Source organism: Prosthecodimorpha staleyi (genome assembly GCF_018729455.1).
In the GTDB taxonomy this organism is placed as follows: domain Bacteria; phylum Pseudomonadota; class Alphaproteobacteria; order Rhizobiales; family Ancalomicrobiaceae; genus Prosthecodimorpha; species Prosthecodimorpha staleyi.
In genome coordinates this window covers 31508-57508 of record NZ_JAHHZF010000010.1, presented here as the reverse complement: position 1 = coordinate 57508, position 26001 = coordinate 31508, and the positions used below count along the sequence as shown (strand labels likewise).

The 26001-nt window shown below is 71.0% G+C and carries 22 protein-coding genes; 13 read left to right on the top strand and 9 right to left on the bottom strand.

The window, feature by feature from the left end; translation table 11 throughout:
• Positions 1 to 2 precede the first annotated feature (2 nt).
• Positions 3 to 962 carry a sulfonate ABC transporter substrate-binding protein gene (locus tag KL771_RS19605; protein WP_261970211.1) on the top strand — a complete coding sequence of 320 codons (960 nt, stop codon included), beginning with the start codon at positions 3 to 5 and terminating at the stop codon, positions 960 to 962.
• Positions 963 to 1088: 126 nt separating this feature from the next.
• Here KL771_RS19605 and KL771_RS19600 read toward each other — a convergent pair whose 3' ends face one another.
• The 5 genes from KL771_RS19600 to KL771_RS19580 form a co-directional block, all read right to left on the bottom strand.
• Entirely contained in the window at positions 1089 to 3365 is a 2277-nt protein-coding gene (locus KL771_RS19600; RefSeq protein ID WP_261970210.1) for a glycoside hydrolase family 31 protein, read from the bottom strand.
• Between the two features lie 34 nt (positions 3366 to 3399).
• Positions 3400 to 4482, bottom strand: a complete 1083-nt coding sequence (locus KL771_RS19595; RefSeq protein ID WP_261970209.1) for an ABC transporter ATP-binding protein — start codon at positions 4480 to 4482, stop codon at positions 3400 to 3402.
• 18 nt (positions 4483 to 4500) lie between these two features.
• The gene (locus tag KL771_RS19590; protein WP_261970208.1) at positions 4501 to 5559 is read right to left on the bottom strand and encodes a carbohydrate ABC transporter permease; all 1059 of its coding nucleotides are present in this window, start codon (positions 5557 to 5559) and stop codon (positions 4501 to 4503) included.
• Between the two features lies 1 nt (position 5560).
• Positions 5561 to 6481 (bottom strand): carbohydrate ABC transporter permease, encoded by a 921-nt coding sequence (locus KL771_RS19585; protein WP_261970393.1) that lies wholly within the window; start codon positions 6479 to 6481, stop codon positions 5561 to 5563.
• A gap of 169 nt (positions 6482 to 6650) precedes the next feature.
• A complete protein-coding gene (locus KL771_RS19580) occupies positions 6651 to 7943 on the bottom strand; it encodes an ABC transporter substrate-binding protein (protein WP_261970207.1) in 1293 nt (430 codons plus the stop codon).
• Between the two features lie 322 nt (positions 7944 to 8265).
• Here KL771_RS19580 and KL771_RS19575 point away from each other — a divergent pair, with 322 nt between their 5' ends.
• Positions 8266 to 9249, top strand: a complete 984-nt coding sequence (locus KL771_RS19575) for a LacI family DNA-binding transcriptional regulator (RefSeq protein WP_261970206.1) — start codon at positions 8266 to 8268, stop codon at positions 9247 to 9249.
• Between the two features lie 18 nt (positions 9250 to 9267).
• On the opposite strand, the gene KL771_RS19570 is transcribed toward KL771_RS19575, so the two are convergent.
• Entirely contained in the window at positions 9268 to 12201 is a 2934-nt protein-coding gene (locus KL771_RS19570; protein ID WP_261970205.1) for an FAD-dependent oxidoreductase, read from the bottom strand.
• A gap of 193 nt (positions 12202 to 12394) precedes the next feature.
• Between KL771_RS19570 and dapA the strand changes: the two genes are divergently transcribed.
• On the top strand, positions 12395 to 13291 hold the full coding sequence (gene dapA, locus KL771_RS19565) for a 4-hydroxy-tetrahydrodipicolinate synthase (protein ID WP_261970204.1): 897 nt from the start codon (positions 12395 to 12397) through the stop codon (positions 13289 to 13291).
• Positions 13288 to 13944, top strand: a complete 657-nt coding sequence (locus KL771_RS19560; RefSeq protein WP_261970203.1) for a GntR family transcriptional regulator — start codon at positions 13288 to 13290, stop codon at positions 13942 to 13944. Before dapA ends, KL771_RS19560 begins: the two co-directional genes overlap by 4 nt.
• A 309-nt stretch (positions 13945 to 14253) precedes the next feature.
• On the opposite strand, the gene KL771_RS19555 is transcribed toward KL771_RS19560, so the two are convergent.
• Positions 14254 to 15282, bottom strand: a complete 1029-nt coding sequence (locus tag KL771_RS19555) for a phosphotriesterase family protein (RefSeq protein ID WP_261970202.1) — start codon at positions 15280 to 15282, stop codon at positions 14254 to 14256.
• A gap of 188 nt (positions 15283 to 15470) precedes the next feature.
• Here KL771_RS19555 and KL771_RS19550 point away from each other — a divergent pair, with 188 nt between their 5' ends.
• From KL771_RS19550 to KL771_RS19530, 5 genes are read left to right on the top strand one after another with little or no spacing between them, the layout of a single operon-like run.
• On the top strand, positions 15471 to 16397 hold the full coding sequence (locus KL771_RS19550) for an ABC transporter substrate-binding protein (RefSeq protein WP_261970201.1): 927 nt from the start codon (positions 15471 to 15473) through the stop codon (positions 16395 to 16397).
• Positions 16398 to 16437: 40 nt separating this feature from the next.
• Entirely contained in the window at positions 16438 to 17157 is a 720-nt protein-coding gene (locus KL771_RS19545; protein ID WP_261970200.1) for an amino acid ABC transporter permease, read from the top strand.
• Positions 17147 to 17998 (top strand): aspartate dehydrogenase domain-containing protein, encoded by an 852-nt coding sequence (locus KL771_RS19540; protein WP_261970199.1) that lies wholly within the window; start codon positions 17147 to 17149, stop codon positions 17996 to 17998. The genes KL771_RS19545 and KL771_RS19540 overlap by 11 nt, the downstream gene beginning before the upstream one ends.
• Before the next feature lie 13 nt (positions 17999 to 18011).
• Entirely contained in the window at positions 18012 to 19352 is a 1341-nt protein-coding gene (locus KL771_RS19535) for a M20/M25/M40 family metallo-hydrolase (protein WP_261970198.1), read from the top strand.
• A 47-nt stretch (positions 19353 to 19399) separates the two neighbouring features.
• Positions 19400 to 20065: a GntR family transcriptional regulator gene (locus KL771_RS19530; RefSeq protein ID WP_261970197.1), complete on the top strand. Its 666-nt coding sequence runs from the start codon at positions 19400 to 19402 to the stop codon at positions 20063 to 20065.
• A 3-nt stretch (positions 20066 to 20068) separates the two neighbouring features.
• Here the strand turns inward: KL771_RS19530 and KL771_RS19525 are convergent, their stop codons facing one another.
• Both KL771_RS19525 and KL771_RS19520 read right to left on the bottom strand, forming a co-directional pair.
• Positions 20069 to 20944 (bottom strand): DMT family transporter, encoded by an 876-nt coding sequence (locus KL771_RS19525; protein WP_261970196.1) that lies wholly within the window; start codon positions 20942 to 20944, stop codon positions 20069 to 20071.
• A gap of 175 nt (positions 20945 to 21119) precedes the next feature.
• Positions 21120 to 21944: a transporter substrate-binding domain-containing protein gene (locus KL771_RS19520; protein WP_261970195.1), complete on the bottom strand. Its 825-nt coding sequence runs from the start codon at positions 21942 to 21944 to the stop codon at positions 21120 to 21122.
• Between the two features lie 143 nt (positions 21945 to 22087).
• On the opposite strand from KL771_RS19520, the gene KL771_RS19515 reads away from it, so the two are divergent.
• From KL771_RS19515 to KL771_RS19500, 4 genes are read left to right on the top strand one after another with little or no spacing between them, the layout of a single operon-like run.
• Entirely contained in the window at positions 22088 to 22375 is a 288-nt protein-coding gene (locus tag KL771_RS19515; protein ID WP_261970194.1) for a (2Fe-2S)-binding protein, read from the top strand.
• Positions 22372 to 23811, top strand: a complete 1440-nt coding sequence (locus KL771_RS19510; RefSeq protein WP_261970193.1) for an FAD/NAD(P)-dependent oxidoreductase — start codon at positions 22372 to 22374, stop codon at positions 23809 to 23811. The genes KL771_RS19515 and KL771_RS19510 overlap by 4 nt, the downstream gene beginning before the upstream one ends.
• Positions 23808 to 24974 (top strand): NAD(P)/FAD-dependent oxidoreductase, encoded by a 1167-nt coding sequence (locus KL771_RS19505; protein WP_261970192.1) that lies wholly within the window; start codon positions 23808 to 23810, stop codon positions 24972 to 24974. Before KL771_RS19510 ends, KL771_RS19505 begins: the two co-directional genes overlap by 4 nt.
• Complete coding sequence (locus KL771_RS19500; protein ID WP_261970191.1) at positions 24971 to 25909, top strand: dihydrodipicolinate synthase family protein; 939 nt, start codon at positions 24971 to 24973, stop codon at positions 25907 to 25909. Before KL771_RS19505 ends, KL771_RS19500 begins: the two co-directional genes overlap by 4 nt.
• Positions 25910 to 26001: the final 92 nt, after the last annotated feature.

Below are 26001 nucleotides of genomic sequence, written 5' to 3'. Positions count from 1 at the left end.
ACATGACGATGTCACGCAGGAGATTGCTCGCCGCGGGCGCCGCCGGAACGGCGGCCCTCGGTCTCGGGCTGGGCGGCGCGGCGCGCGCCGCCGACGACAAGGTGATCCGGATCGGGTTCCAGAAATACGGCACACTGATCCTGCTCAAGGCCAAGGGATCGCTAGAGGAGCGGCTGAAGCCGCTCGGCTACCGGGTCGCCTGGTCGGAATTCCCGGCCGGCCCGCAGCTGCTCGAGGCGCTGAATGTCGGCGCGATCGATTTCGGCTCGACCGGCGAGGCGCCGCCGATCTTCGCGCAGGCCGCGGGCGCCGATTTGCAGTATGTCGCCCACGAACCGCCGGCCCCGCGCGGCGAGGCGATCCTGGTGCCGAAGACGAGCCCGCTGAAGACGGTAGCGGAGCTGAAGGGCAAGAAGGTCGCGCTCAACAAGGGCTCGAACGTCCACTATCTGCTGGTCAAGGCGCTCGAACAGGCCGAGGTGCCCTACGACGCCGTCGAGAAGATCTTCCTGGCGCCGGCGGATGCGCGTGCCGCCTTCGACGGCGGCAAGGTCGATGCCTGGGCGATCTGGGATCCGTTCCAGGCCGCCGCCGAGGTCGCGACCGGCGCCCGCACCCTGGTCAACGGCGAGGGCCTGGTGCCGAACCACCAGTTCTATCTGGCCGCCCGCAAGTTCTCGGAGGGCCACGGCCCGATCGTCGACGCGACCATCGCGGCGCTCGCCGATATCGACAGCTGGATCGCCGCCAATCCGCAGGCGGCCGCCGACCAGTTGGGCCCGGCGACGGGCATTCCGGCGAGCGTCATCCGGGTCGCGGTCGAGCGCCAGGCCTATGGGATCCGCTCGCTGTCGCCGGCCGTGGTCGCCGAACAGCAGAAGATCGCCGATGCCTTCTTCAAGCTCGGCCTGCTGGCCAAGCCGGTCAGCATCGCCGAGGTCGTGCGCAAGCCGACAGGTTGAGACAGACGGGCTGAAACCGGCGCGTTGAGACCGGCCCGCCGACCCACCCGGCGCGATCGGTTTCACGTCTCGGACCGGCCGGCCGATCCCGGGGGGCGGCCGGCCGGTGCCGTTTTGGGGCCCTTTTCAGGCCCCGCCGAGGATGCGCGTGCTGAGTGCCGGGAGGTCGCCCTCACCGGCGGCGGTGACGGCCCCGTCCGCGCCGAGCGTCAGGGTGATGAGCCGGCCGGTCTCGCGCCAGCGTGCGGTGTCGCCGTCGTCGAGATAGAGGCTGCCGGTGGCGGCGCCATCGTGGCCCGGGACCACGAGGGCGGTCAGCGCGCCGGCCTCGTCGATCGGCACGATCGCGCCGGCGCGCAGGAAGACCGGCAGGCGGCCGAGCGGCGCGGGGACCTTGACGGTCCGTCCGCCCGGGTGGCGGGTGCCGTCATGCCAATCGACCCAGCCGCCCGGATGGGCCGGCAGGGTGACGCGGCGGGTCGTGGCGCCTTCCTCCAGGACGGGGGCGACCAGCACGTCGGGCCCGAACATGAAGGCGTCCTCTACGTCGCGTGCGGCCGGGTCGGCCGCGAAGTCCCAGAGCAGCGGGCGCACGACCGGGATGTCGGCCTCCGCCGCGCGCCACATCTGGGTGTAGAGATAGGGCACCAGCGCGTGGCGCAGGTCCATGGCGGCCTTGACCTGCGGCAGCACCTCCGGGTGCATCCAGGGCGTGTTGACGATGCCGCTCGACTTCCAGGAATTCATCACCATGCGCGGCCACAGCGCGCAGAACTCGACGAAGCGGCAGAACAGTTCCGGGCCGGGCGAGGGGCCGTGGAAGCCGCCGACGTCGTGGCCGATATTGTGCAACCCGGACAGGCTCATGTTGAGGCCCTGGGTCAGGTTGAAGCGCAGCGTCTTCCAGGCGGTCTCGTTGTCGCCGCTCCAGGTCTGGCCGTAGCGCGCGATGCCGGCGCCGCCGGCGCGGGTGATGGTGTAGGGGCGCTTGTCGGGAGCATGCGCGGCCTGGGTCTCGTAGGCGAGCTTGTGCATCAGCAGCGCCTGGGCCGGGCGGGCGAGCGCCTGCCGGTAGGGCCGGCCGTCGCCCTCGACCTCGGCATCCTCGTCCCAGATCTCGAATTCGTTGTTGTCGCTCCAGACCGCCGTGACGCCGTAGTCGAGCAGCGCGGTACGGATGCCGTCGGCCCACCAGGCGCGCCCGGCCGGATTGGTGAAATCGACGTGGAAGCCGAGGCCGTCCCAGAACTGGGCGACGGCCGGCGCGCCGGTCTCGCCGTCGCGGACCAGGATGCCCTTGGCGCGCGCCTCGTCGAGGCGAGGATGGTCGTCGAGCAGGCAGGGCTTGATATTGGTGACCGGCACCATCCCGGCCGCCTTGAGCCGCGCCATCGTGCCGGCCGGATCGGGGAACTTGTCCCGGTTCCAGTTGAAAACGTAGCGGCGGTGGCCGATCGAGGTGTAGCCCGAGCCGAAATGGAAGCTGTCGCAGCGGATGCCGTGGCGCCGGCAATCCTCGATGAAGGCGGTGATGCGCCGGTCGGCGTCGGGGGCGTCGGCGATGGTCATGGTGGTCATCGCGAAGCCGAGCGTCCAGCGCGGCGGGAAGGCCTGGCCGCCGGTCAGCCAGGAGAAGCGGCGCGACACGTCCGGCACGGTCGGGCCGGCCAGGACATAGTAGTCGAGATCGCCGTCCTCGGCCCGGTAGCCGCGGAACAGGTCGTGATAGTTGTCGAGCGTGCAGCCGAGATCGACCGAGGCCAGCGCCAGGTTGTCGTAGAAGACGCCATGGGCGCCGCGCGCGCCGTCGACGATGAAGAAGGGCAGCATCTTGTAGAGCGGATCGGACAGTTCGGCGTCGTAGCCGCAGGGGTCGACCGCATCGATGGCGAAGCGCCGCCCGGCCCGGTCGAGCGGCCCGGCCTTGTCGCCGAGCCCATAGTGGCGCTCGCCCTCGTGGCGCTCCATGGAATGCGCGAGCGCCCCGGTGCGGCGCGACAGGTAGTAGGCCTGGGTCGGCCGGTCGCGCAGGAACGGCACGGTCTCGCCGTCGCGGTACCAGGCGATGCCGAAGGGGGCGAGGCGGATCTCGGCGCGCAGAGCGCCGGCCGTCAGGGTGACGCGCCCGTCGGCCTCCGCCACCGTGGCTGGCGGGATCGTAAAGCCCTCTTCGGAGGCACGCGGCCGGCCCTCGAAGGGCGGCTCGACACGGTTCGGCGCGATCGCCCAGCCGCGATCGAGCCGATAGCCCTCGGGCCGCTCCAGCGTGACGCGGCCGATATCGGCCTCCAGGATGGCGACGCGCAGGCTGGCGAGCACCGGCGCGTCCGGCCCGGCGGCGAGGTCGAACCGGGCGGCATGGCCGTCGAGGCCGCGGAAGCGGCCATGGGTCAGGGCTTTCATCGGGAGGGCTCCGGCGGGGTTCCGGGGGGATCGGTCAGGGCCGCGGCAGGGCCAGGCCGTCCGTGTCGAAGAGGTGGATGTGGTCGGGCGAGAAGCGCACCGCGATCGCGGCGCCGCGGGCGAGGCGGCTCTGGCCGTCGAGGCGCAGGGTGATCTGCGGCAGGCCGGGATGGGCGGCATAGACCAGCGCCTCGCTGCCGAGCTGCTCGACCAGGTCGACCGTCAGGTCGAGCTGGCCATCGTCGCCCTGCGCCAGGGCGATATGCTCCGGGCGGATGCCGAGCGTGACGGCCGAACCGGCCCGCAGGCCGCGCGCGGCCTGCGGCAACGCGATCTCTCTCGCGCCGAGCCGCAGCCGCAAGGTGCCGTCGTCGGCAAGGACGGTGGCCGGCAGCAGGTTCATGCGCGGCGAGCCGATGAAGCCGGCCACGAAGGCATTGGCCGGTCGGTTGTAGAGATCGAGCGGCGCGCCGACCTGCTCGATGCGGCCCGCCCGCAGCACCACGATGCGGTCGGCGAGCGTCATTGCCTCGACCTGATCGTGCGTCACGTAGATCATGGTGCCGCCGAGTTCGGCATGCAGCGCGGCCAGTTCCTTGCGGGTGGCGACGCGCAGTTCGGCATCGAGGTTCGACAGCGGCTCGTCGAACAGGAAGATCTTCGGGTCCCGCACGATCGCGCGGCCGATGGCGACGCGCTGGCGCTGGCCGCCGGACAGGGCCTTGGGCTTGCGGTCGAGATAGTCGGTCAGCCGCAGCATCTCGGCCGCACGCCGCACGCGGGCGTCGATCTCGGCCTTGGGCAGGCGCATGTTCTCCAGTGCGAAGGCCATGTTGCGGGCGACCGTCATATGCGGATAGAGCGCATAGGACTGGAACACCATGGCGAGGCCGCGATCGGAGGCGGGCAAGTGGGTGACGCGCTGCCCGTCGATATGGACCTCGCCGGCCGAGACCATCTCGAGCCCGGCGATGACCCGCAGCAGGGTCGACTTGCCGCAGCCGGACGGTCCGACGAAGACGACGAACTCGCCGTCCTTCACCTCGAGGTCGATGCCGTGCAGGACATCGACGGCGCCGAAGGCCTTGCGCGCGCCGGTGAGCTTCAGATCAGCCATGGTTGAGGCTCCGCTCGCTCATTTCATCCCCGTCGAGCCGATGCCGGTGGTGATGAAACGCTGCAGGAAGACGAAGACCAGGGCGACAGGTGCCAGCGTCACGACGGTCATCGCGAGGAGATAGTGCCACTGCGTCTGCAACTCGCCCTGGAAGGCGGCGAGGCCGATCTGCAGCGTGTAGACCTCGGTCTTGGTGAGGACCGCGAGTGGCCATAGGAATTCGTTCCACCGCCACATGATCGAGAAGATCGCCAGCACGGCGAGCGCCGGCAGCGTCAGCGGCATGACGATGCGCCAGTAGATCTGCCATTCCGAGGCCTTGTCCATGCGCGCCGCCTCGATCAGGTCGCGCGGCAGGGTCAGCATGTACTGGCGCAACAGGAAGACCCCGGTCGGCGTCGCTGCGCCCGGCAGGATCACGGCCCAGAGCGAATTGACCAGCCCGAGCTCGGTCACGACCAGATAGACCGGCACCAGCACGATGGTGATCGGGATCATCAGCGTGCCGATCACCGCCAGCGTGGCGGCGGCCTTGCCGCGGAACTCGTAGACGGCGAGCCCGTAGGCGGCCATCGAGTTGATCAGGAGCGTGATCGCCGTGGCGACCACGGTCACGAACAGGGAATTCGACAGGAAGCGCAGGAAGGCGAACTGGCGCAGCGGCTCGGTGTAGTTCTCGGTCGCCAGAGCGACCTTGCGCACCGGCTCGCGCTTGTCGATCGCGACCCGGTAGGTCTTGTCCGGCTCGGCCGGATCGACCATCTGGACGACGAGCCCGACGCGCCGGATCTGGGCGAGGTCCTTGACGCTGCCGTCCGGCAGGGTGGCGCGGAACAGCGGCAGCGGGTTCGGCTGGCCCGGCACCGTCACCTCGACCTGCGCCATCGGCATCAGCGAGGGCGGGAATTCCAGGAGCGCGCTCTGCGTCTTGAACGACGAGAAGACCAGCCACAGCACCGGCCCGAACATCAGGACGACGCCGAAGGCCAAGTAGGCGTAGCTGGCGATATCGGTCCAGTGCAGCGGCCGGCCGGGGCCGTCGCGGCGGGCGCCGAGGAGGCGGGCGAGGGCGGCCATGTCAGCGCTCCTTCATCCGGGTGGCGGCGAGCTGCGCCAGGGTCAGGGCGAAGAGGACCAGGCCGAGCACTACGGAGGCCGCGGCGGCGAGGCCGAAATTCTGCACCTGATTGGCGAAGGCGGTCTCGTAGATGTACTGCACGACCATCAGCGTCGCCGTGCCGGGGCCGCCGCCGGTGAGCACGAAGACCTCGTCGAAGGTCTGCACGCCCTTGATCAGCGACAAGACGATGACGACGATCATGTTCGGCCAGAGCAGCGGCAGAGTGATCCGTCTCAGAATGCGCCAGCGCGGCGTGCGGTCCATCTCGGCCGCCTCATAGAGATCGCTCGGGATCGCCTGCAGGCCGGCCAGCAGGATCAGCGTGTAGAAGCCCATATGGGCCCAGACCGACACGAAGACGGCCCAGAACATCGCCCAGCTCGGATCGACGAAGAACAGGATCTTCTGGCCGCCGAGCGACGTGATCGCGGCGTTGAGCAGGCCGTCGCGCTGCAGGATCCATTTCCAGATCAGCGCGACCACGACGGGCGAGAGCAGGACCGGGAAGAAATAGACGGCCCGGAAGAAGCCGCGGCCGCGGATCGGCCGGTTCAGCACCAGCGCGGTGACCAGCGAGACCAGCACCATGGTGCCGACCTGGAACAGGACGAAGACGGCGGTGTTCCAGACCCCGCGCCAGAAATGGTCCTCCCGGCAGCTCGACGGGTCGAGATAGGAGCCGCAGTCGAACAGATAGGCATATTGCTCGGCGCCGACGAAGGGCCGCTCAGACGGGAACAGAGCCGGTCCGCCGGTGACCGAGAAGACCACATTGATGCCGATCGGCAGGAACACGAACAGGCCGAAGAAGACGAAATTCGGGAACAGGAAGACGTAGGGCATGCGCCCGGCGCCGATCAGCCGCTGCACGGCGGCCATCAGCGGATCGAGCAGGCGCAGCGCCAGCGCGACCGGCAGACCGGCGAGCCCGGCCGCACGATCGCGCCAGCGCGCGGGGGCGGGAACGCGCGCCGGGCCGGCCGAAGGCCGCTCGGGAGGTCTCGACGATCCGTCCGACATGACGCGCGCCCGCTTTTCCGTCAGCCGATCACTGCTTGTTGCGCTCGGCGATCTGCTGGGTCACGTCGGCGGTGATGCGCTTGTAGGCCTCGTCCAGATTGGTCTCGCCCGCGATGGCCTGGCCGAGCCGGCTGATCACCGCGTTGAAGATGATGCGGCTGTTGCCGTAGCCCTGGATCTGGTAGGCGGTCGGGGCGACCTCTGCGGCGCTGGCGGTGAACACCTTGAGGGCGGCGTTGGCCTCCGGGCTGGCGCCCGGATAGTCGATGCCCTTCTTGGCGATGCCGAGATGGCCGGGCACGAACAGGGTGCGCGAATAGAACTCGCCGAGCACCTTTTCGCTGGCCAGATAGTCCATCAGCTTGGCGACGGCTTCCGGGTTCTTGGTCGACTTGAAGGCCATCAGGCCGGCGCCGCCCGGCATGCTCGAGCAGCCGCCCGCGCCGCAGGGATTGGGCACCGCGATCCAGTCGAAGGCATTGCCGACGGTCTTGGCGAACTGCGCCGTCTGCCAGGAGCCGGACAGATACATGACCACCTGGGCATTCTTGAATTCGTCATTGGCGCCGCGATAGGCGGTGCCGGAGACCGAGCCCCACAGCTCTTTCGACATGATGCCGGCCTTGTGCCAGTCGTAGACCAGCTGCGCGGCACGCTTGAAGCCGTCATCGATCACGGCCGGCTCGCCCTTCTCGTCGAACACCTTGGCGCCCTGCGAGACCGCCAGCGCGAAGAAGCGGTGGCCTGAGCGGTCGAGCGCCAGCGGATAGGGCGCCTGCACCTTGTCGGCGACGCTCTTCACCGCCTTGGCCCAGTCGTCCCAGGTCGCCTTCGGTCCCGGCAGGGCGACACCGGCCTGTTCGAACAGGGTCTTGTTGACGAAGGGGCCGGTGACGGTCAGCTGCGTCATGAAGCCCGGGATCGACTTGGTGTCGCCGGCGGTGCGCATCCAGGTCAGGAAGGGGCCGAAATTGGCCTCCCAATAGGCCGGATCCTTCAGGTGCGGCCGCATGTCGAGCGCATAGCGCGCCAGCCCGCCCATGTCGGTGACGCGGGCGATGTCCGGACCCTGGCCGGAGGCGAGCTGGACGGGGAGATTCTCGTTGATCGCCTTGAACGGCACCTGGTCGAGGACGACCGCGATGTCCTTGTTCTCGGCCTGGAACCGCTTGAGGAGGTCGGTCATGACCTCGCCCTCGTTGCCGTCCGAATACCAGGTCATGCGCAGCGTGACCGACTGCGCCAGGACCGGTCCGGTCAAGGCAGTGGCGGCCGCAAGGCCGAGGGCGAAGGTCGTGATCAGGCTCGTGACGGAACGCATGGGCTTCTCCTCCGGCTCGCGGAACCGTGCTCGACGGCGCGCGTCAGGCGCCGGGACCGTTCTCTCGACGGTTCCGCGGCGCCACGTTTCTCCCAGATGACACCGGGACGGACCCGGCGCCATGCCGATCGGCGAACACACGCAAAGGCGTCCGGAACCTTGAAGGCTGCGGCGCCCGCGCGTCTCCCGATAGCGATGGGGCGATCTTGGCAAACGTTTGCCTAAACGTCAATCCGGTGCGATCCTGCTTTTCGCGCAGGCTCGACAACGCCTGCCGCCGATGACAATGAGAAGACGACCAGACCGGAGCCGCCAGACCCCGATGCCCGCCGACGTGTCCCTCGCCACCGTGGCCGCGCAGGCCGGGGTTTCGGTCTCCACCGTCTCGCGGATCGTCAACGGCGAGACGCGCCGCGCCTCGCCGGCGACCGTGCAGCGCGTGCGCGACGCGATCGAGGCGGTCGGCTACCGGCCCAATCCGGCCGGGCGCGCCCTGCGCCGCGGCGAGACGCAGCTGGTCGCCGTGCTGGCGGCCAATCTCGACAACCCGGCCATGGCGACCATCGCCAGTTCGACCGAAGCCGCGCTGCGCGAGGCCGGCTATGTGATGATCCTGTGCGACACCCACGACCGGCCGGACCTGCAGGACGAATATCTCGCCGCCATGCGGGTGCAGCGGGTCAGCGGCCTGGTCATGATCGCCGCGGTCGCCAGCCCCGGTCTTGCCGAGATGGCCGAGGCCGGCGTGCCGATGGTCTTCGTCACCCGCCGCAATCCGGTCGGGCCGGGGCTCTTCGTCGGCATCGACGACCGCGCCGCAGGAGCGGCGGTCGCCGACCATTTCGTGGCGGCCGGATGCCGGGCGCCGGCGGTGGTCTTTCCGCGCCGGGGCTCGTCGGCCTCGCGCGACCGGGTCGCCGGCTTCATCGACCGGCTGGCCGCGCTCGGCGCTGCGCCGGACGCGATAATGCGCGGGGAGGGGGATGGCCTGTCGCATCTCCAGGTCGGCTATGACGGCGCGGCCGGCCTGTTCGCCTCCGCCCGGCGGCCGGATGCGATCCTGTGCGTGTCCGACCAGATCGCCTACGGGGTGGCGCGGCGTGCCCGCGAGGCCGGCATCGGCATCCCGGATCCGTGCCGGCTGGTCAGCATCGACGGTACGCCGCTGAACCAGTGGGTCGCGCCGTGGCTCACCTCAGTGCGCATTCCCTATCCGGTCTACGGCGCCGAGATCGTCGCCGGCCTGGAGGCGATCCGGCGCGGCGGGGCCCCTGCCGAACGGCTGCTGCCCTTCGCCTTCGGCTGAGCGCCGGCCTCTGCCACGCTAACCGAACCGGTCGAGCGTGAAGGGCGCGATCGGCAGGGCGGGGGCCCGCCCGAGCAGCGTGTCCGCCGTCAGCCGGGCCACGATCGGGGCGAGCGTGTAGCCGTTCGAGGTCACGCAGTTGAAGAATCCCGGGGCGCCGGGCATTTCGCCGAGGATCGGCGCGCCGTCGATGTTGATGTTCATGCCCGCCCAGGCGCGCAGCAGGTGGAACCGCCGCGCCGCCGGCAGCACCCGTGCCGCCACCCAGGCATTGCCCTCGATCGCCCAGCCGAGCGAGGAACTGGCGCCGGTCGCCGGGTCGAGCCCCGCCGACCAGCCGCCGCCGATCAGCAGACTGCCGAGCCGGGTCTGCTTCAGGCTGAGATGCCGGTTGGCATGGGCGACGAGGCGCGAGACCAGCGGCGGGCCGGGCTCGGTCACCAGCATCTGCAGCGGCGCGCCGTGGACCGGGATCGGGCGGCCGGCCATCGCCGCGACATGCGAACTCCAGGCGCCGGCGCAATTGACGATCCGGCCACAGCGGACCGGACCGGCCGCCGTCTCGACGCGCCAGCCGGCGCCCTCCCGGGCGATCGCCAGCACGGCGGCATCGGCCTCGAATACCGCGCCGGCGGCCTCAGCCAGCGCGATCACCGCGAAGGTGCCGGCGAGTGGATCGATCTTGCCCTCGGCCGGGCACAGCGCCGCGCCGGCGAGACCGTCCCACAGGGCCGGTTCGAGGTCGCGCAACTCGTTCGCCCCGACCACATGGGTCTCGACGCCGTGCTCGCCCTCCAGCCGGGCCTTGGCGGCCAGGAATTCCATGTCGCGCGCGGTCTCGCCGACCATCAGCCCGCCGGTGATCTTGATGTCGAGATCGCGTCCGGACGCGGCTTCGATCTCGCGCCACAGCGTCACCGACGGGATCCCAAGCCGCAGCGTCGCCGCCGCCGGCCCGCCATCCGCCTCGGCCTTGGCGCCGAAATCGAAGGACAGGAGCTGGACATGCAGCGACCCGGCATTGGCGGTCGAGGCCTGCTGGCCGGGAGCGTCGCGGTCGACCACCACGGTGCCGAGCCCCGCCAGCGCCAGTTCGCGCGCCACCGCCGCGCCGACCACGCCGGCGCCGACGACCAGGACGTCGGTCTCGCGCATCGCCCAGCGCGATCGGGTCCGGTCGGGGCGCGGATGGGCCGGCGGCGGCACGGCGCGCCGGTGGCCACCCCATTCGGGCTTCTCGAAGGCGAGCGCGGCCAGCGGCACCGGCACGACCGGCGGCCGCGGCGCGAACAGGGCGCGCGGTTCGGGCGCCGCGCCGCCGGCCGCCGCCACCAGCCGGGCCGCCGTCGCCGCGCAATTGCGACCCTGGCAGCGGCCCATGCCGGTGCGGGTCAGGCGCTTGACGGTACCGATATCGGCCCCGCCGCGGGCGATCGCCTGCCGGATCGCACCGGCCCGGACGCCCTCGCAGCGACAGATGATCGTGTCGTCGGCGATGCCGGCCGGATCGAAGGGCGGCGCCCGGAACAGCGTCCAAAGCGCGTCCTGGAAGGCCTCGGCGCGGGCGAGCCCGCTTTGCGCCTCCGCCAGAACGGGCGCGGCAAGGCCCGGCCGGTCGAGGCTCCGCAGGATCGCGTCCGCGGCCAGCACGGCGCGCGCCTGCGCGACCACGGACCCGCCGATCGCGGTGCCGTCGCCGATCGACCAGACCGTCTCCAGGCTGGTCCGCCCGGTCGCATCGGTCTCGATGGCCAGCGCGCCGACATGGCGGTCGACGAAATGCTGGCGGCAGCCGAGCTGGCGGGCGAGCTCGCTCGACGGCACGAAGCCGTGGCCGAGCGTCAGCACGTCTGCCTCGAAGCGCCGTTCGCCCGACGGCGTGGCGACCCGGCAGGCTTTGAGCGCGTCGCCGCCCTCCGCGGCGATCACGCTCGAACCCCAGAGGATCGGGACGCCGGCCCGCTTCAGGGCTGCGAGATAGCCGAGCCCCTGCGCGATCAGGCCCGGCGCAGTGCGGGCCGCCCGCCAGGCGGCGGCGAGCGTCGCGAGTCCCGGCGCCGGGGCGCTCTCGACCACGGCGGCAATCTCGACGCCGCCGCGCAGCAATTCCGCGGCGAGTTGGAAATTCAGCGGTCCGTTGCCGGCCACCACGGCGCGCCGGCCGGGAAAGACCCGGTAGGCCCGCGCCAGCGTCTGCGCCGCGCCGGTCGTCATCACGCCGGGCAGGGTCCAGCCGGGGATCGGTACCGGGCGCTCAAAGGCGCCGGTCGCGAGAACGACGCGCCGCGGCCGCAGGATGCGGTGGCGGCCATCATGGAACACGGCCAGTTCGTCGGCCGCGAAGGCCGACCAGACCGTCGCCTCCTGCCAGCGCCGCGCGCCCGATCGGTCGAAGCGCTCCGTCGCCGCTCGTCCGGCGGCGAACTGGGCGTCGGGCGCGCGGGCCTGACGATGCGACGGCGCGACCGGTTTCCAGAACTGGCCGCCCGGATCCGGGCGCGCGTCGACGACCAGCACATCGAGGCCGGCCTCCGCCAGCGCGGCGGCGGCGATCAGCCCGGCCGGGCCGGCGCCGACTACGGCGACGTCGACGGCAAGGTCGGGGACCCGTTCCGGCGGCGTCGCGGCGAGATCGGCATGGCGCGGCGCCGCATCGCGGGGGTCTTCCTGGCCTGTCCCGCCCGGCCCGTCGATCGCCATGCCGGCGGCGAGCTTGGTCAGGCAGGCGCGCTGGCCGGCGCGTCCGTCGACGGTCACCACGCAATCGAAGCAGGTGCCCATGCCGCACCACAGGCCGCGCGGATCGCCGTCGCGATGGCGCCGGAACGCGGTGACGCCGGCCGCCGAAAGCGCCGCCGCGATCGTCTCGCCCTCCAGCCCCTCCATGTCGCGTCCGTCGAAGCGAAACGGAATCCGGGTCCCCGGTGCGAGATCGGGGTGCGAAAAACGCATGAGAATCACCTTCCGGGGACGCGACTGGTTGTTCCGAAAATATATCGGCGGTATGCAATCATCTCCAAGGGCGCTTGCCAACCCGCCTCCGGACCTGCGATGCCGGTCGGGGGCGCAGCGCCCCGCGACGGGGGCCGATCGGCGGCCCCGCATTCTTGATCGAGCGCTCCCGGGCGGGGGCATGGAGGCCCGTGTGGCAGGTTTCAGAGGCACCTATACGGTTCTGGTCACCCCCTTCACGCCGGATGGCGGCGCGATCGATGTCGCGGCCCTGAAGCGTCTGGTCGACGATCAGATCGAGGGTGGGGTGCACGGCCTGGTGCCGCTCGGGTCGACCGGCGAATTCCTGTCGCTCTCCCAGGACGAACGCGATCTGGTGATCGAGACCGTGATCGGGCAGGCGCGCGGGCGGGTGCCGGTGCTGATCGGGACCGGCGCGGAATATACCCCCGACGCGGTGCGCTATGCGCGCGAGGCGGAGGCGGCCGGCGCCGACGGCGTGATGATCATCCCGCCCTACTATGCCGTGCCGACCGAGGCCGAACTGGTCGCCCATTATGGCGCGATCGCCGGCAAGATCGGCATCCCGATCATGATCTACAACAACCCGGCGGCCGCCAATGTCGACATGCTGCCCGCGACGGTCGCCCGGCTCTCCGAGATCGACAATGTCCGCTACATCAAGGAATCCACGCTCGACGTGACCCGCGTGCGCGACATCATCCGTCTCTGCGGCGATCGGATGACGGTCTTCGCCGGGGTGCTCGGCTACGAATCCTTCTTCCTCGGCGCCGAAGGCTGGGTCGCGGTCTGTTCCAACGTCGCGCCGCGCATCTCCGCTGATCTGTTCGAGGCCGCCTGCGACCGCAACGATCCGGCCGAGGCGCGCGCGATCCACCAGCGGATGGTCGACCTGCTCTGGTGGGTCGGCGGTCCGCGCTATGTCGCTGGAACCAAGGCGGCGCTCAGGCTGATCGGCCGGGGCGTCGGCCCGCCGCGCGCCCCGCGCCTGCCGCTGCCCGAGGCCGACATTCCCGTTCTGGCCGGCGTGCTCGAACGCCTCGGCCTCAGCCTGGCAGGTGCGGATTGAGCGAGGACGAACTCTCCACCGCCGAACCGGGCGGCAACCTGTCCGCGCTCGCCTATCGGGCGATCGCGGGCCTGATCCGGTCGCACGACCTGCGCTCCGGCGAGGCGATCGTCGAGGCGAAGCTCGCCGAGGCGCTGGCCATCTCGCGCACGCCGATCCGCGAGGCGCTGCAGCGGCTCGAAGGCGAGGGGCTGATCGTCAAGACGGCGGGTCGCTCCTACATGGTGCGGCGGGTCACGCTGACCGAGTACCTGCAGAGCCTCAGGGTGCGCGAGATCCTGGAGCCGGAGGCCGCCGCCGCCGCGATCGGGCGGATTGCGCCGGCCGCGATCGCCGAGGTGCGGGCCGCCATCGACGCCCTGTCCAAGGCGCCGGCCTATTCGCGCGACGCGCATTGGACCTGCGACGCGCAGCTGCACGACCTGTTTGTCGATGCCTGCGGCAACGAGATCATGGCCGCGATGATCCACTCGCTGCGCGCGACGACGCATCTGTTCGAGATCGCCCGCCTCCAGGACCGGCTCAACCCCGACAATACCGAGCATGTCGCGATCCTCGACGCGCTCGCCGCCGGCGACGCCAAGGCCGCCCGCAAGGCGACACAGCAGCATATCCGCAGCCTGTACAAATTCGCCGTCGAGGTGCTCGGCTGAGGGGACGTGCCGACGCGGGCCGCGCGCGGTCGCCTTCCTCGGTTTGACACGATCCCGCGGTCGCCGGTTCTCGCACGCGCGTTCGCAACTCCTTCAAGCGTCTCGATCTCTCGGTCGCATCCCCGGACAAGGCCCGAAGGGCCGCCGATCCGGGGCCCACTCCCATCCCGACTTGCCGCACGGCACTCCGTTGACTCGTGATCTTGACGCCGCAGCGAGGCCATCGGGACCCGCTCCCTCCCGCGCTGGGCGCTCCGGCCGGGATTGCGGTTTGGGGGAGGCCTTCCGAGGTCTCGCGACCCCGCCGGCCTATCCGCCGATGGTCAGGATCCTGCGCGGGGTTTCGACCAGCAGGAGATCGATTTCGGACTGGGAGAAGCCGCGGTCGCGCATTAGCGGCACGACGTTGCGCAGGATGTGACCATAGCCGTGGCCGCCGAGGCTCTGCAGGCGGGTGCGGGTGCAGATGTCGTGCGAGATGACGACCCGGTCGCCGAGCCCGGCGTCGAACAGCCGGCGCAGGGCGCGGATGCGCATCCAGTCGTTCGGGATGTCGACCACGCCGAGCCAGTAGTTCGAGTGCTCGATGCCGAAGAAGTCGTATTCGACGATGCAGCCGCGCCGGGCGAGGGCGATCACGTCGGCGTCGTCGAGCAGCGTGCGGTCCATGTGGCCGATGACCACGCGCGCGATGTCGGCGCCCTCGGCCTCCAGCACGTCCAGGATCTCGTCCGGGGCGGCGCGGTCGCGGCCGGGATGGATGGTGATCGCCGCGCCGGTCGCCTTCTGGGCGCGCGCGCCGGACCTGAGCGAGCGCCGTTCGAACGGCGTCAGCGGCCAGGAGCAACCGATCTCGCCGATGAGGCCGCAGCGGACCGACGTGCCCCAGGCGCCCTCGGTCAGCTGACCGATGGTGATCTCGGTCAGCGCCTCGGTCGACAGGGCGAGCGTTTCGGCATCGAGGAAATTCTCCGTATAGAAGCCGGCGCCGAGCACCACGTGGACGCCGGCGCCGCGGGCGATCGCCGCGAGACCCTCGGGGTCTGGCACGATGCCGCCCGTGGTCAGCTCCACGATGGCGCCGCCGCCGTCGGCCTTGAAGGCGGCGGCCTCGCGGGTCGCGAGAGCGACATCCTGGAGCCGGTGATTGCCGTGATAGCGGCCGGGCCGGTAGCCCATGTCGAAGACGGTCTCCAGCGTGATCTCGGCCTCGGGCAGACCCTGGCCGCGCCGGGCCGGCGCGGTCAGGTCGCACAGCAGATGCTCGTGCATCAACGTCGCCCCGAGCGCCGCGGGCGCGATCGGCCCCAGCACCGTCTCGATCCGCCCTGGTTCCATCCCGGCCCCTGCCGCAATCATGGTCCGCCCCCTCGATCTGGCGCCGAAATGCGCAATCCGACCAATCCCGCCTCTTGTGAGATTGGCGGCAATTTGCATACTGTTTGTATGCGGGCGGCGTCGTTCTGACAAGAATGCGGAGACGCTCCGCGCCCGGTTACCCGCAACCCCGGCGGAGGGTATGAGACATGACGATGGATTCACGCGACGGTTCGAACGCCCGGTTCTCCGGCCTTTTCGGCTCGAAGATGGCCGGCCCGAGCCCGTCAGGGGCAGGCCCGACGCGGCGCGGCGTCCTCCTCGGCGCGGGCGCGCTGGCCGGCAGCGTCGTGCTCGGCGGCCGCCGAGCCTCGGCCCAGGCCAAGCTCGGTGCGCCGAACCTGATCAAGCCCGGCACGCTGATCATGTCGATCAACCCGACCCTGCCGCCGCTCCAGTTTGTCAACGACAAGGGCGAGCTGCAGGGCATGCGGGTCGAACTCGGCAACGAGATCGCCAAGGTGCTCGGCCTGACGCCCGAATATGTCCGCATCGAATTCGCCGCCATGGTCCCGGGCCTGGCGGCCAAGCGCTGGGACATGATCAACACCGGCATCTTCTGGACCGAGGAGCGGTCCAAGCTGATGTACATGGTCCCCTACGAGCGGGCGGCGGTCAGCTTCCTGGTCTCGCGCGGCAACCCGCTCGGCGTCGCCAAGTGGCAGGACCTCGCCGGCAAGGCGGTTGGCGTGGAACTCGGCGGCATCGAGGAGCGGCGCACCCGCGAGGTCGATACCATGCTCAAGAAGGAAGGCCTGGCGGGTCTCGACGTGCGCACCTTCAACAATTTCGCCGAGGCCTTCCAGGCGCTGCGCGCCGGCCAGGTCCAGGCGGCGACCTCGATCGACGCCACCGCCATGTACTGGCAGGGTCGCGGCGACTTCACCCGCGCCATCGCCGGCCTGTTCCCGCAGACCGCGACCTTCGCCTTCGCCAACAAGACCCTGGCGCTGGCCGTGGTCGATGCGCTCAACGGGCTGAAGAAGAGCGGCTTCTACGATGCCCTGTTCGACCGCTACGGCGTGCTGAAGATCGAAGGCGACAGCTTCAAGATCGACGGCCCCGGCCCGGCCTGACGGCAGGGCCGCCGACCTCTCAGCGGCGATCGGAGTCCCGATGAAAGTCTGGAATTGGGAAGGCTTCTTCAGCTACTTCGTCAACGGCTACCTGTTGACGGGGGCGCTGGTCACCCTGGCGCTGGCCGCCGCGACGCTCGCGATCGGCTTCGTGCTGGGCATGGTCCTGGTCCTGTTCCGGCTGTCGGGCAATCCGATCCTGTCCGGCTATGCCCGCTTCCATGTCTGGCTGTTCCGCGGCACGCCGCTGCTCGTCCAGCTGATCATCATCTATACCGGCCTGCCCCAGTTGGGGCTGGCCCGGTTCTCGGTGATCGAGTCCGCGCTGATCGGGCTGGCGTTGAACGAGGCGGCCTATCTGTCCGAGATCCTGCGCGGCGGCATCCTGTCGGTCCACCAGGGCCAGCGCGATGCCGCCTATTCGCTCGGTCTCAACCGGTCGAAGACCTTCCTGCTGATCGTCATGCCGCAGGCGCTCCGGGTCTCGATCCCGGCGCTCGGCAATTCGGTCAACGGGCTCCTCAAGACCACCTCGATCGCCTCGGTCATCTCGATGGAGGAACTGCTGCGGCGCGGCCAGATCCTGATGCAGCAGCGCTTCGAGGTGCTGGAGGTCTTCACCTGCATCGCGATCCTCTATCTCTGCATGACCACCCTCTGGGAGATGATCCAGCGACGCATCGAGGCCCATTTCGCCAAGGGCTATGCGGCCAAGGCACCGGAGGACGACAGCCCGGAGCTGGCGCGCGATGCCCGCTGACGACGTCAGGTCTGCGGCCGTATCCGCCGGCCCGCGACCGCGCCTGCGCTGCGGCCTGCTCGGCTACGGCCGGATCGGCCGGCTGATCGCCGGCGGGCTCGCGGCGCGTCCGGATGGTCCCGAACTGGTCGGCATCCTGACGCGCACGGCCGGCGGCCCGGCGCCCGGCTCCCGGATGCTCGATCCGCCCGAAGCCGGGCTCGTCTGCGCCGCGCTCGACGACCTCGTCACGCGGCGCCCGGACCTGGTGGTCGAATGTGCCTCGACGGCGGCCCTGGTCGACGCCGCACCGACCCTGCTCGCCGCCGGCATCGACTGCATTCCCCTGTCGCTCGCCGCCTTTGCCGATCCGGGCGGCGAAGGCGTGCTTCGGGACGCCGCCGGCCGCGGGCCGGGCCGCATCCTGGTGCCCTCCGGGGCGGCCGGGGCGCTCGGTCTGCTCGCCGCCGCCGCTGCGGCCGGTCTCCGCAGCGTGCGCTTCGTGCAAAGCTATCCGCCCGCCGTCTGGTGCGGCACGGCCGCCGCCGGCATGGTCGATCTCGACCGGCTCGTCGGCCCCGCCACCTTCTTCCGCGGCAGCGCGCGGGCGGCGGCGCGCCTGTTTCCGCACAATCTCAACGCCGCCACCGGCATCGCGCTCGCCGGTCTCGGCCTCGACGCGACCGAGATCGAACTGGTCGCCGATCCGGATCTGCCCGGCGTGCGCTACGAACTGGTCGCGGATGTCGCAACCGGACCGATTCGTCTGGTCATCGGCCCGCGCCCCGATCCGGGGCCCGATCTCACCGCCTATTCGGTTCTCGCCCTCCTCGCCGGCCGTGCGGCCGCGATCGCCCTCTGACGGAGCCTCGCCCATGACATCCCCCGCCGACGATGCGACCGGCGACGTGTTCACCCGTCTGCGGGCGGCCTCGGTCGAGCGCCGGGAGGCGACGATCGGCCTGCTCCGGGCGCTGATCGCGGCGCAGCGCGACGGCGAGGCCGCCGTTCAGGCGCGCGTCGCGGAGGCCTTTGCGGCGCACGGCGCCACGGTCGAGACGGTCGCCTATGATCCCGCCACAGTGCCGCTGGTCGGCGAGTTCGCGGCGCCGCGCGCGACGCCGGCCGAGACGCGCACCTGCGTGGTCGCGCGGTTGAAGGGCCGCGGCGGCGGCCGGAGCCTGATCTTCTTCGCCCATCCGGACAGCGAACCGCTCGCCGGGCTCGACACCTGGACGCGCGATCCCTTTGCCGGCTCGATCGGGGACGGACGCCTCTACGGCTGGGGCGTCGCCGACGATCTCGCCGGGGTCGCCGCGATGGTCGGGGCGGTCGACCTGATCCGAACGGCCGGTCTTGAACCGGACGGCGACGTGATCCTGGTCTCGACGCCGAGCAAGCGCCACGCGCGCGGCGTCTCGGCGCTGCTCCATGGCGGGCTCTCGGCGGATGCGGCGGTCTATCTGCATCCGGCCGAATCCGGTGCCGGCCTCGCCGAGGTCAAGGCCTTCGCGTCCGGCCAGCTCGAGTTCCGGATCGATGTCCCGGGCCGCGGCCCGGAGACGACCGAGCCGCTGCAGACCGCCTTCGCCCATCAGGCCATCGATCCGATCGCCAAGGGCGCTTATGTGCGCGCGGCCTTGCGCCAGCTCGAAGCCGAACGGGCGGCGCGCATCCGGCATCCGCTCCTGGAGGCGGCGGTCGGCCGGTCGACCAACATCATGGTCTCCCATGTCGTCGCCGGGAGCCTGGATGCCCTGGCGCGGGCGCCGGAGCTGTGCACCGTCGCCGGCGCCGTGTCGTTTCCGCCCGGCGAGACGCTGGAGGCGGTGGCCGAGGAACTGGCTGCCGCGGTCCGGACGGCCGCCGCGAACGATCCGTGGCTGGCTGCCCATCCCCCGACGGTCCGCTTCCTGGCCGGCGTCTCGCCGGCCGAGACCCCGGCCGACAGTCCGCTGTTCCGGGCCGTCGCGCAGGCGGTCGAGGCGGTCACGGGCCGGGCGCCCTTCGTCAATCCGATGCACACGGCGAGCGACATCCGCAATCCGATCGTCCAGAAGGGCATCCCGACCGTCGGGCTCGGTCCGCTCGGCGGCGATCTGACCCAGAACGGCCGGACCGACGAATGGGTCGATCTTGAAGATCACCTGCGCGCCGTGGAGACCGCCGCCGCCATCGTGGCCACCTGGTGCGGGCTCGGCACGGTCCGGGCATGATCGATGCGGCGGCAACTCCCGAGTGATTCGGGCGGATGGGGGAGGCCATGAGCAGCGACGTCGAAACGCCCGCCCGGGATGGCACGGGCGGCTACAACCTCTCCAATCTCGCCTACAAGTCGGTCTCCGAGATGATCCGGACGCGCCGGCTCAAGGGCGGCGACCTGATCGTCGAGGCCAAGCTCGCCGACCTGCTCGGCATCTCGCGCACACCGCTGCGCGAGGCGCTGCAGCGGCTTGAAGGCGAAGGGCTGGTGGTCAAAGTCGCCAACCGCTCCTTCGCGGTCCGCTCGGTCGATCTCGCCGAATATCTGCAGAGCCTGAAGGTGCGCGAGGTGATCGAGGGCGAGGCCGCCGCGCTCGCCGCCGGCAACGTCCCGGTGGCCAAGATCCGGGCGGCGCGGCGCGAGGTCGAGGAATTGATGGCCGCGACCAGCTATCACACCGACGCGCATTGGCGCTCGGACGACAATGTCCACGGACTGTTCATCAACGGCTGCGGCAATCCGGTGATGGCCGGGATCATCCATTCCCTGCGCGTGACCACCCGTCTGTTCGAGATCGCCCGCCTTGCCGACCGGGTCGGCCCGGACAGTCTGGAACACCTGGCCATCCTCGACGCGCTGGAGGCCGGCGATCCCAGGCTCGCCCGCAAGGCCGCGCAGGCGCATATCCGCAGCCTGTCGAAATTCGCGCTCGCCAACGTCGCCTGAGGCTCACCGGCGCGTGCGGATCAGCCCGATGCCGCATAGCGTGACCAGCCCGGCGCCGAGGAGGGTGTTCAGGGTCGGCACCTCTCCGAACATCAGGTAGCCGAGGATCAGGGCCGAGACGATCTGGGTATAGACCATCGGCGAGACCACCGAGGTCGGCGCGATCCGGAAGGCGGCGACCAGCAGCATATGGGCGGCGGTGCCGAAGGCGGCGCCCAGCGCGAGCAGGCCCCATTCCCAAGGCAGCATCGCCGACCAGGTCCAGGGCAGCGCCAGCGCCGTCAGTACGGTCGCCACCGCCGCGACCAGGAACACCATCGCGAACGGATCCTCATCGGCCGCGATGGCGCGGGTCAGGACGTGATAGAGCGCGTTGGCGAAGGCCATGCCGACCGGCAGGAGGAGGTGCCAGCCGGCATCGGGGGCGCCGGGCCGGAGCGCGATCAGGACGCCGACGAAGCCGGCCGCGATCCAGGCCAGGCGGTGCAGCGAGACGGTCTCGCCCAGGAACAGCCGGGCCATCAGCACGGCCAGGAACGGGGTCGAGAAGGTGATCGCATAGGTCTGCGCCAGCGGCAGGACCTTGAGCGAGAGCACGATCAGCACGGTCGTCGAGACCAGCAGGGCGCCGCGGCCGAGCTGCAGCACGGGATGCCGGGTGGTCAGCATGCGGCGGCCGCCGAGCACGGGCATCAGCGCCGCCATATAGGCGACCTGGAACAGGTTGCGGCCCCAGGCGAGGAACAGCACGTCGTGCCGGGCAACCAGCAGCTTGAGGATGGAATCGAGGCTGGTGAAGCAGACCACCGCCGCGACCATCATCAGGGCGCCGGCCAGCGCGGCACGGGGGCGCACGGGCGCGGCAGCGATATCGGTCACGGTCGGGCTTTCATGGGAGGTGCGGCCGGAGGCGTTCCGGCCGCACGAGAGAGGACGAGCGATGCCTTAACGGCCGCGACGCGCGAGGGATAGGGTGCAACCCAACCGCACGCCGCGGACGTGCCTTGCACGGACGGCCGGATGGCGGCGGAACGGACCGCCGCCGGTTCCGAACTCAGAAGTAGGGCGACCAGCCGGTCGGGTTGATCATGTCGATGCCGAACCACTTCTTCCAGGCAGCGTCGGTCTTGCCCCGGCGATGCATCTCGAAGATCGCGACGTTGAGCCAGTCCTTCAGGCCGGTCGAGGCCTTCGAGACGCCCATGCCGCAGTAATAGACATCGACGGGCGTCTCGACCACCTTCCACTTCACGTCCTTGAAGCGGTTCATCTGCTCGCCGACGAAGTCGATCACGTCGATCATCGCGTCGCCGCGGCCCTGCGCCAGCGCGCGGATCGCGTCTGGATAGTTGTCGAGCAGGGTGACCTTGGCGTTCTTGAGGTTGTCCTCGATGAACTTGACCGGCGTGCTGCCGCGCACCTGGATCAGCATGACCTCCGGCTTGTCGAGATCCTTCCAGGACTTGAACGGCTTGCCCTCGGTGGTCAGGACGCCGAACACCTCGGTATGCACCGGAACGGTGAAGTCGATGACCTTGGCGCGCTCGGGATTGCGCGTCATCGCCCCCATGACGACGTCGATCTTGCCGGAGACGACGAAGGGGATGCGGTCCGGCGAACCGACCTGCACGAACTCGACCTTCACGCCGAGCATCTTGCCGATCTCGGTGGCGAAATCGACGTCGAAGCCGACCATCTCGTTCTTCTCGTCGAACTTGGCCAGCGGCGGCAGGGTCGGGTTGACGCCGACCTTGAGGATGCCGGACTTCAGCACCTCGTCGAGCGGCCGGGCGGAAGCGTCCGGACTTGCCGTCAGGAGCGTCGCGGCGAGTGCCGCCATGGCCAGGGCGGCTTTGCCGAACGCGGACTTTCTGAACATGAGGCACCTCTCCGTTGATGGCATCCTGAAGCTGCGATGCGGGTTCCGTCGAAGGGAAATGTTGCACCGCCTGTCTATAGACAGTATACAATTGATCGCCGCTGTAAAGCGCGGATCCCGAGCAGAACCAACCGAAAGCGCCCATGCCAGCCGTCAGAATCGCCCACGGGATCGAACGCGGTCGATCGGTCACGATCCTGGTCGACGGACAGCCCGTCGCCGCCCATGAAGGGGAGACGCTGGCGGCGGCACTCGCGGCGGCCGGCCGGGCCACGCTCCGTCACAGCCCGCGTGCGGGGACGGCGCGCGGCGCCTTCTGCCTGATGGGGGTCTGCCAGGAATGCCTGGTCCGGGTCGACGGGCGTCTGTGCCAAGCCTGCCGCGTGGTCGTGGCCGAGGGACTGGCCGTCGAGTGCCGGGGGTCGCTGTGAGTTCCACGGAGACCCGGGCCGATCTGATCGTCGTCGGGGCCGGGCCGGCCGGGGCTTCCGCCGCGCTTGCCGCCCACCGCGCCGGTCTGGCGGTCGTGCTGATCGACGAGGCCGGCCGGCCCGGCGGCCAGGTCTGGCGGGCGCCGGCCGCCGGCGTCGCGATCCCGGAGGCCTTGCGGACGCAGGACGACCGCGATGGTGCGGAGCTCCGCGCCGCGGTCGCGGCCTCCGGTCTGCGCTTCGTCGGGGATGCCCGGGTCTGGTCGGTCACCGGGCGCTTCCGGGTCGATGCTGCGACCGAGGCCGGCACGGAAGCCTTCGTCGCCCCGCGCCTGGTCGCCGCGACCGGGGCGCATGAGCGCGTCGTGCCGTTCCCGGGCTGGACGCTGCCGGGCGTGATCGGCCTCGCCGCGGCCACCGTCCTTCTGAAATCCGAGGCCATGCTGCCCGGCCGGCGCACCGTGGTGGCCGGCTGCGGGCCGCTGCTGGCGGCGGTCGCGGCCAAGATCGTCGCCGGCGGCGGCACCGTCTCAGGCCTGGTCGACCTGGCCGGCCCGGCCGACTGGCTGGCCGTCGCCCCGCGCCTCGCCCGACGGCCACGTCTGTTGCGCCAGGGGCTCGGCTGGATGATCCGGATCGGCCTCGCCCGCGTGCCGGTCCATTTCCGCCACGCGGTGGTGGCTGCCGAAGGGGGCGAGGCGGTCGAGCAGGTCGTCATCGCGCCGGTCGATGCCGAGGGCGCGCCCGTCGCCGGTACCCGACACCGGATCGCCGCGGATGCGCTGGCGGTCGGCCACGGACTCCTCGCCGGCGCCGAGATCCCGCGTCTCCTGCGCGCAAGCCTGCGCTTCGAGGCCGAGGCCGGCGGCTGGATACCGGTGCTCGACACGGCCGGGCGGACCTCGATCGCGGGCCTCTATGCCGCGGGCGACGGGGCCGGCATCGCCGGGGCGGCCGGCGCACTGCTCTCCGGTCGGCTGGCCGGTCTGGCGGCGGCGCGCGACGCCGGCGCGCTGGCCGAGGGGGCCTTCGCGGCCGCGCGCGACCGGATCCTGGCCGAACGCCATGCCGTCGAGGCGTTCGCGGGCGCCGTCCGCCGCCTGATGCGGCCGCGCCGGGGGCTGGTCGACGCCATCGCCCCCGAGACGGTGGTCTGCCGCTGCGAGGACGTGACCCGCGCCGAGATCGATGCCGCCGTCATGGCCGGCGCGCGCGAGGTCAACCAGCTGAAACACTTCACCCGCTGCGGCATGGGGCCCTGCCAGGGCCGCTTCTGCGGCGACACCGCCGCCGAACTGGTCGCCCGCCATGTCGGGTCGCGCGAAGCGGCCGGGGTCTGGACGGCGCGCCCGCCGCTGCGGCCGGTCCCGCTCGATACGCTGCTCGGCGATTTCGACTATGCCGACATCCCCGTTCCCAAGCCGGCGCCGCTATGACCCCAGTCCCGTCCCGCGAACGCTACGATCTGGCCGTGGTCGGCGGCGGCGTCCATGGCGCCACGGTGGCGCTGTTCTGCGCCCGCGCCGGCCTGCGCACCATCCTGTTCGAGCGCGGCTCGCTCTGCCGCGAGGCCTCCGGCGTCAATGCCGGCACGCTGACCATGCAGATGACCCGCGTGGCGCTGATCCCCTATGCGCTGCAGGCCCATGCCATGTGGGCCTCGGCACCCGAATGGCTCGGCCACGATGTCGGCGTGGTGGTCTGCGACGGGCTCTCGCTCGCCTTCACCGAGGGCGAGGCCGAGCTTCTGACCTACCGGGCGGGCAAACGCCGGGAGGCCGGGGCGCCGATCGACCTTGTCGGCCCCGCGCGCGCCTTGGAGATCGAGCCCGGCCTGTCCGAACGGGTGCTGGTCGCCGGCCATTGCAAGGTCGACGGCTTCGCCAATGCCTATCTGACCGGCCTCGCCTACCGCGCTGCGCTGATCGAGGCCGGCGTGACGCTGTGCGAGCAGGTGCCGGTCGCCGGCGCCGTGCCGGACGGCGGCGGCTACGAACTCGACACCGCCGCCGGAACGGTGCGGGCGCGCCGGCTGGTTCTCGCCGGCGGCGTCTGGCTGGAGGAGATGGCCGCCTGGCTCGGCCTCCGCCTGCCGATCAAGGTGCTGATCAACCAGCTCGCCGTCACCGAGCGGATCGCCCCGGTGATGCGCACCGTGGTCGGCATCGCGTCGGGGCTCCTGTCCCTGAAGCAATACCCGCATGGCACCGTGGTCATCGGCGGCGGCTGGCAGGGCCGCGGCGACCGGGTGCAGGGCGGCGTCGAACTGGTGCCCGACAGCCTGATCGGCAACATGCGGCTCGCTTGCCACGCGATCCCGGCCCTGCGCCGGTCGCGGCTGGCCCGCGCCTGGGCCGGCTTGGAGGCCGAGACCCGCGACGCGCTGCCGGCCGCCGGGCCGATCCCGGGTTTCCCGGATGCCTGGATCTGCGGCAGCGTTCATTCCGGCTACACGAGCGGCCCGTTCATCGCGAAGCGGCTCGCCGACCGGATTCTCGAGCGCGGCGAGCCCGATCCGCTCTTCCCCATCGACCGGCTGCTGGCGCCCGAGGCCGGTGCCGCCCCATCCGCTCCCGTCGCAGAGGCGCCGCTGTCATGACCGTGCCGACCGCCATTCGCCGCCTCACCGGCATCCATGCCGCCACCGTCACGCCGATGCGGCCCGACTATTCGGTCGACTGGGAGGCGCTCGCCGGCCATGTCGGCCGGATCGGCCGCGCCGACGGCATCCGCGGCCTGCTGATCAACGGCCATGCTGGCGAGAATTTCCTGCTGACGCGCGAGGAGAAGCGCCGCGTCATCGAGATCTGCCGGGCCGAACTCGGCCCCGACGTCTTCCTGACCAGCGGCGTCAATGCCGAATCGAGCCTGGAGGCGGCGCTGCATGCCGCCGACGCGGAAGCCGCCGGCGCCGATGCCCTGCTGCTGTTCCCGCCCAATGCCTGGATCGGCTTCCGCGACACGGCGTCGGCGCGTCTGCACCACGAGCATGTCATCGCCGCCGGCCGCCTGCCGATCCTGCTCTATCAGGCACCGGTCGGTGCCGGCTCGATGCCCTACGGACCGGACACGCTCGCCGAACTGGTCGCCCTGCCACGCGTCGCCGGCATCAAGGAGGGCAGCTGGGAGGTCGCCACCTACGACCAGAACCGGCGCATCGCCAAGGCGATCCGGCCGGATCTGGCCGTGCTCGGCTCCGGCGACGAGCATCTGCTGACCGCCTATCTGATCGGCTCGGAGGGCAGCCAGGTCAGCCTCGCGGCGGTGACGCCGGAACCGCTCGTGGCGCTCTGGGATGCGGCCAGCCGCCAGGACTGGGCCGCCGCCCGCCACTGGCACGACGTGATCTATCCGCTCGCCTGCGCCATCTACCGCGACAGGCCGTCCGGTCGGGCGACGCCGCGGCTGAAGGCCTGTCTGCGCATCCTCGGGCTCCTGGAACACGACACCGTCCGCCCGCCCTTCGCGCCGATTCCGGCCGAGGAATACGGCCGCCTGGAAAAGGCCTTGCGCCATGCCGGCGCCTTCGGCTGATCCGGCCCGGCGGCGCGCGCGAACCTGCCGCCGCTGCGCGGACGGCCGTTGACAAGCCGCCCTGCCGAGGGCTCAATCGCATACAGAACGTA